Genomic DNA, 3,833 nt, shown 5'->3' with positions numbered 1-3,833 from the left:
GCAACCCTGGAGTGGTTTGCCAGTCGCGTTCGATTCGCGTCTCGCCTACCGCTTTTCCGGCAAAAATTCGACCCAGAGAAAGACAATGTGGAAATCGACGCCGAGAGTATTGAGGAGATTCAGCAACGACCCCTAGATTGGTCGCGTCAAGCGCCCTTGACGCAGTATTTAGCAGCTCGAAAGACTCACAAATTCCCGCCAGTATTAGTAGTGGTCAATCAACCTTGGGTAGACAATCCTAATGCTGCCGAGTGGGATGCAAGCGGACGTGCGATTAAATCTGCTGCTGATTTTATGGCACTCGATAAAGACGGCAAAGTAGGATTATTGAACGTTTCCCCAGATGTCACAATTTTTGCTTTAGATGGTCAACATCGACTGATGGGCGTGCAGGGTTTAATGGAGTTACTTCAAACGGGAAAACTCCCACGATATAAAAAAGATAAAAAGCCTTCAGGAGCTGTTATTACAATTGACGATCTTAGGCAGAGCTATGAGATAGACCCGGCTTATTTGCAAAACTTAGCTAAAGAAAAGATAGGCATTGAATTTATTTCAGCCGTCGTTACTGGAGAGACACGGGAACAGGCACGACGACGAGTGAGATCCATCTTTGTCCATGTCAATCTCATGGCTGTACCTTTAAGTAAAGGTCAGATGGCACAGCTAGATGAAGATGATGCATTTTCAATTGTTGCCCGAAAAGTTGCTGTCACCCATCCTCTACTAAAAGATGTTGACGGGCGCAATCCCCGCGTCAATTGGGATAGTGCAACAGTTGCCGCTAAGTCAACCGTTTTAACTACCCTGCAAGCGCTCAAAGAAATGTCTGAACGCTACTTAGAATACAAATTCCCCAAGTGGAAACCTGTGGGCAAAAAGGGTCTAATTCCGATGCGCCCTGATGATGGAGAACTGGAGGAGGGAATTGAGGAATTTAAGCAACTTTTCGATTATTTAACAACTCTGCTCAGCTTTCAAAGGTTAGAAAATGGCGCAGAAACCCCGGAAATGCGCCGCTTCAATTTTGAAAAAGGTGGAGGCGAAGGAAATATCCTTTTCCGCCCAGTTGGGCAAGTTGCCTTAGCTCAAGCTTTAGGAATTTTGGTTTTTAAAAAGGGATTTTCGCTAAAAACTATTTTTGAAAAGCTTCAGAAATACGATGCGGATGATGGCTTCAGCGGCATGGAGTCTCCTGAATCTCTTTGGTATGGCGTTTTGTATGACCCGAATAAAAAGCGGGTTTCAGTTGCCGGAAAAGACTTAGCCGCAAGATTAATTGTTTACTTGCTGGGTGGTGTTGATGATGACATGGAACGTGCAGAAATTCGCCGCGCTGTAGCTGAAGGAAGAACAATCGAAGATAAAGCAATGGGATTTAATGGCAAGTTTGTAGAGCCAAGGCAGGTAGGATTACCGCCAATTCTATCTTGAGCCTTGGATTATAGATACGGCTTTCGTGTAACTGAATGAGTTCCTAAGTTCCAGACGCGATTAATTGCGCCTGGAACAAACTATCAAAATTGTCTTGACAGTCTACTACGGATTTTATGACTCAACTAGATTTGAGATAAATGAGTTCTGCTTCTACGGGTAAGTGATCTGAACCTGTTGTCGGTAAAACTTTGCTAGACTGAGCAGCCCAGGGTTTTGAATACCCAATATAGTCAATTCTGAAGAGGGGATAGTTTAATTTTGAGGTTGAGTTTTTAATCAGAAAACTCAGTTCCCAACCATGAGGCCAAGTAAAGCCAAAACCAAGCCCTGATGTTTGGAAGGAATCTTCTATGACTGTTCTTAAAAAATGATAGTCTTGCGACTGGTCTGTCATATTAAAATCACCAGCAACAATAAATGGCTTGGTTTCTTTCTGGAGCCGCTGCACTAAATCCTGAATTTCTGCCGAGCTTTTTGTGTAATCATAAATCGGAATAGTGAGGAAAGGCAAAATTTTCTGGGGACGAATCCAGGGGGATATAACTTGAATATTGTAAACAACTACCTCCTGCTGATTAATTTGGATAATCGCTCGTTGCTGAATTTCTCGATGACCCGCTAAGTGTAAATTTTCGGAGAATAAAATTGGATATTTGCTGAGGATTGCCACGCTTTGGGCATAAACTTGGTAGGGGTAGGATGTCTGTAAGCGGGGAAAGGCTTTTTCAGTATGTCTGCGAACAATTTCTTGTAAACAAATGATATCGGGTTGTTGTTGTTGAATTAATTTAACTAAATTTTGGGAACTGGTTTTATGCCAACTGTTGTTTAAGGATAAAATTTTGATATGAGGCTGGGAACCATTTGATCGTAAAGCGTGAGGAGAAAAGTATTTCAGATGCAACCAACTGACCAGAAAGATGCAAGCAATCGATGAAATAATCGAGAACCATCGTTTTTTTATAATTGAAAATGCCAATAGTGGTAAAATTAATATCGGTAAAAAAATAAAAGGGATAAAGGTGCTAACAAAGCCAACAAGCCAGAAACTATCCCAAAATATTAGTCTCAGCAGGAAATACAAGACAATGAATCCTGAGTAGGCGTAAGCCAAAATTTGAGTGACTAACCTCAAAATTCGGCAAAATTTAATCGCAATCATTTCCTGGCTTGATTAAATTATTTTGTGTATCGTTGGATGTGTAAAAGATTTTCCCGACGAACCACGTTAGCGTTTGCGTAGCGGCGCGGATGCGCTTAGCTATGCGCGTTAATGCTCGCTAAGTACACGAGGGAGAGAAAAAATTTAATGATTCATGTAAATTAGCTAGATAAACTTGTCGGACGTAATAATAAAAGCTAACTTAAGTGAGAAACCTGCTGAGATCGAATTCCCCTTCTACTGGGTCTTCCTTATTACGTTCAGAACTAAGTAGTAATAAAAGGGTGGCTGTATAGTCTACTGTTCCCCGCAACTCATCTTGTATAATCTCTAACCCTCCGTTGGCATATTCTTCAAAAATCCGGATGCGTTGTTCTTCGGAATTTTCATCAGTAGGAGAGAGAATTTTTATGTCTTTAGTTTCAGCGATCGCTAATAACTGGATTACCCGATCGGTGCCTCTAGATACAAAAACCTCTAGGGCGATCGCACCCGGTTCCCTTTTGGATATTTCCCCTAAAGGCGATCGCTTTTTCCGCTTCGCCCCCAAGGCTGCTGCAAACGCGATCGCATCAGCGTAGGTTTGGAAAGGGCCAGTTGTGCTATCAGATGCGACTAAGGCTTGCACCAAATCAGCTTTATCTTTCGCAATTCTGATTCTATTTGCACCCATTGTGTTAATATTTTTTGCTTAAATACTCATAACGAATTGAAATAGCGATCGCTCTGTTCATCTTCTAAATTAAGATGTTCATTTTTTGCCTTGGGAACGTTTCAATCCTTGCTCTAGATATATTTTTCCCAAGCTAACCAACTCCTTGCCAAGCCTAAAAATTGTTGCCCCAAGCTCAAGAAAACCTTTCGGTTTTTTGAATTCGGTTTCTTGAGGCAAATCTGCTTTTTCTTTTTTCTTGGGCTGACGAGGCGCTGGGTCAAATCCTTTAGGCTTTTGGGTCATAGTCTGATTAGGAAATAAGACTTTGCACAATGAACTTTCTTTATATTATCTGCCGAACCCATGCAGATACAAAGCGATCCTCAAATTAGGGAAACAGTTGATTAACTCGAACCTCAATCTCTGGAAAGGCAAGAGGGGAAAAGATGGCATCTCCATCTAAAATAGTTTCTTGTTGATAATTTGCTTCTCCCGGTTCGCGGAAAACGTAGACTCGCCGCGTGTTCACATCCAGAACCAAGTAATCAGCAATCCCAGCTTTGGCATAAGTGCGTGCTT

The 3,833-nt window shown here is 41.9% G+C and carries 5 protein-coding genes; 1 reads left to right on the top strand and 4 read right to left on the bottom strand.

Translation table 11 applies throughout. From position 1 onward, the window contains the following. Positions 1–1,434, top strand: a 1,434-nt coding sequence (locus H6F50_RS25340) for a DGQHR domain-containing protein (protein ID WP_190430827.1), incomplete at its 5' end; no start/stop codon positions are given. Between the two features lie 121 nt (positions 1,435–1,555). Here H6F50_RS25340 and H6F50_RS25335 read toward each other — a convergent pair. The 4 genes from H6F50_RS25335 to H6F50_RS25320 all read right to left on the bottom strand — a co-directional run. Next, entirely contained in the window at positions 1,556–2,599 is a 1,044-nt protein-coding gene (locus H6F50_RS25335; protein WP_190430826.1) for an endonuclease/exonuclease/phosphatase family protein, read from the bottom strand. 202 nt (positions 2,600–2,801) lie between these two features. After that, complete coding sequence (locus tag H6F50_RS25330) at positions 2,802–3,272, bottom strand: DNA phosphorothioation-associated protein 4 (protein WP_190430825.1); 471 nt, start codon at positions 3,270–3,272, stop codon at positions 2,802–2,804. Positions 3,273–3,350: 78 nt separating this feature from the next. After that, entirely contained in the window at positions 3,351–3,557 is a 207-nt protein-coding gene (locus H6F50_RS25325) for a hypothetical protein (RefSeq protein WP_190430824.1), read from the bottom strand. Between the two features lie 85 nt (positions 3,558–3,642). Continuing rightward, a partial coding sequence (locus tag H6F50_RS25320; RefSeq protein WP_190430823.1) for a Uma2 family endonuclease occupies positions 3,643–3,833 on the bottom strand: 191 nt, incomplete at its 5' end.

Source organism: Coleofasciculus sp. FACHB-712 (assembly GCF_014695635.1).
In the GTDB taxonomy this organism is placed as follows: Bacteria; Cyanobacteriota; Cyanobacteriia; order Cyanobacteriales; family FACHB-T130; genus FACHB-T130.
This window is presented reverse-complemented; position numbering and strand designations above follow the sequence as displayed.